The sequence below is a fragment of the Rhizobacter sp. P2_H2 genome (assembly GCF_056403375.1).
In genome coordinates, this window is the sequence record NZ_JBFUFP010001050.1 from 1 (window position 1) to 1,851 (window position 1,851).

The 1,851-nt window shown below is 67.8% G+C and carries 2 protein-coding genes and 1 tRNA gene; all 3 read left to right on the forward strand.

What is annotated here, in order from left to right:
• Positions 1-1,008 (forward strand): sensor histidine kinase (locus AC1D15_RS29880; RefSeq protein ID WP_477828876.1); only part of this gene is annotated, 1,008 nt, incomplete at its 5' end.
• A 6-nt stretch (positions 1,009-1,014) separates the two neighbouring features.
• Positions 1,015-1,713, forward strand: a complete 699-nt coding sequence (locus AC1D15_RS29885) for a response regulator (protein WP_047501559.1) — start codon at positions 1,015-1,017, stop codon at positions 1,711-1,713.
• A 39-nt stretch (positions 1,714-1,752) separates the two neighbouring features.
• Positions 1,753-1,828 (forward strand) — tRNA-Phe (locus AC1D15_RS29890).
• Positions 1,829-1,851: the final 23 nt, after the last annotated feature.

The window sequence follows — 1,851 nt, forward strand, 5'->3', positions numbered from 1 at the left end:
GCCTACCGCGGCCGCACGCTGGAGGAGGTGCCGGGGCTGGCGGACTTCGGCCGGGCGGTGCTGCAGCGCTTCGACCTGCACCGCAGCAGCCCCGAGGCCGGCGAGCGCGACCACTGGCAGGATGCGTTCGACCTGCAGACCGCGCCCGATCGCGACAAGGTGACGCTGCTGGTGCGCGGCGCGGCGATGCCGCACGACGGCCGCCTGATGGTGTTCGACGACATCAGCGACGTGGTCTCGGCCCAGCGCGCCGAGGCCTGGAGCGAGGTGGCGCGGCGCCTGGCGCACGAGATCAAGAACCCGCTGACGCCGATCCAGCTGTCGGCCGAGCGGCTGCAGCACAAGCTGGAGTCGAAGCTCGAAGGCCTCGACCAGGCGATGCTGGTGCGCTCGGTGGGCACCATCGTCAGCCAGGTACAGGCGATGAAGACGCTGGTCAACGAGTTCCGCGACTACGCGCGCTTGCCGGCGGCGCGGCCGCATCCGCTCGACCTGAACGCGCTGGTGGCCGAGGTGCTGACGCTGTACGCGACGGCGCAGGAATCGGGGCAGCTGCGAACCGTCCTCGCGGCCGACCTGCCGGCGATCATCGGTGACACGACGCAGCTGCGGCAGGTCATCCACAACCTGGTGCAGAACGCGATCGATGCGGTGGCCGAGCGGCCCGACGGGCAGGTGCGCGTGGTCACCGAACTCGCGCGCACCGAGCAGGGCGAGGTGCGGGCCGTGCGGCTGCAGGTGATCGACAATGGGCCGGGATTCGCCGACAAGGTGCTGAAGCGGGCGTTCGAACCGTACGTCACCACGAAGAGCAAGGGGACCGGCCTGGGCCTGGCCGTCGTCAAGAAAATCGCCGATGAACACGGGGCGCGCATCCGGCTGGCCAACCTGACCGAGGCTTCCGAGCAGGGAGAAGTCGTGATCGGTGCCCAAGTTTCGCTATCATTTTCAAAATTCGCACCGGTTGGCACTGCTGAAGCGGCCGCCACCGACAGCCGGGTGCACTGAGGGTTCATGGCCACCATTCTTGTTGTAGATGACGAACTGGGCATTCGCGCCCTGCTGTCGGAGATCCTGACCGACGAAGGCCACCAGGTCGAACTGGCCGAGAACGCGGCGCAGGCCCGCGCGTGCCGCGAGCGGGTGCGGCCGGACCTCGTGTTGCTCGACATCTGGATGCCCGATGTCGACGGCATCACGTTGCTGAAGGAGTGGGGTGCGACCACGCTGCTGACGATGCCGGTGATCATGATGTCGGGCCACGGCACCATCGACACGGCGGTCGAGGCGACGAAGGTCGGCGCGGTGGCCTTCCTCGAGAAGCCGATCACGCTGCAGAAGCTGCTGCGCGCGGTGGAGCAGGCGCTGGTCAAGCCGAACAGCCGCGCGGCCCCGCCGCCACCGCCGCCTCCACCTCCCTTGCCGCTGCCGCGCATCGAGTACGGCATGCCCATCGAAGCCCTGCCGGTGAGCCAGGCGATGCCGCTGCCGCCGATCGGCCCGCAATCGGAGCAGAGCTTCGAGCTCGACCGGCCGCTGCGCGAGGCGCGCGATGCCTTCGAGAAGAGCTACTTCGAGTTCCACCTGGCCAAGGAGAACGGCAGCATGACGCGCGTGGCCGAGAAGACCGGCCTGGAGCGCACGCACCTGTACCGCAAGCTCAAGCAGCTGGGTGTCGACCTGACGCGCAACAAGCGCAGCGGCGGGATCTGATCGAAGCCTGCCGGCAAACTGCTATACTCATCGGCTCACGGCCAAGTAGCTCAGTTGGTAGAGCAGCGGATTGAAAATCCGCGTGTCGGTGGTTCGATTCCGCCCTTGGCCACCAGATTCGAAAGCCCGGTCCTTCAC

Coding starts and splice junctions, on each gene's coding strand:
- AC1D15_RS29885 (WP_047501559.1), top strand. CDS start 1,015: ATGGCCACCATTCTTGTTGTAGATGACGAACTGGGCATTCGCGCCCTG.